The organism is Ulvibacter sp. 2210JD10-4 (assembly GCF_058148525.1).
In genome coordinates this window covers 1-241 of the sequence record NZ_JBYVJZ010000086.1, presented here as the reverse complement: position 1 = coordinate 241, position 241 = coordinate 1, and the positions used below count along the sequence as shown (strand labels likewise).

Here is a 241-nt window from a genome sequence, read left to right as displayed (position 1 = left end):
CTTAGACACAAAACCGGAAATGGTTCGCTTGGATATGGGCCTCCCGCTGATCTTGATGCGTTCCCTGAAGTCCTTTAAACGTGGCGAGGTACAAAGCCCAACCTTATAGTCTGCTTCCTGCAATACCGAAACCAGCATATGGCTGCAAGAGCCTTTTCCGTTCGTACCGGCTACATGAATGCTTTTAAAATCCTGTTCAGGATTCCCTAAATAGTTAGCAGGCTTAATGGTGTTGTCCAGA

1 pseudogene is annotated in these 241 nt (G+C 46.9%); it reads right to left on the bottom strand.

Annotated elements, in window-relative coordinates:
• A pseudogene (locus ACY2RT_RS15585) lies at positions 1-241 on the bottom strand (bifunctional folylpolyglutamate synthase/dihydrofolate synthase); the annotation flags it as partial.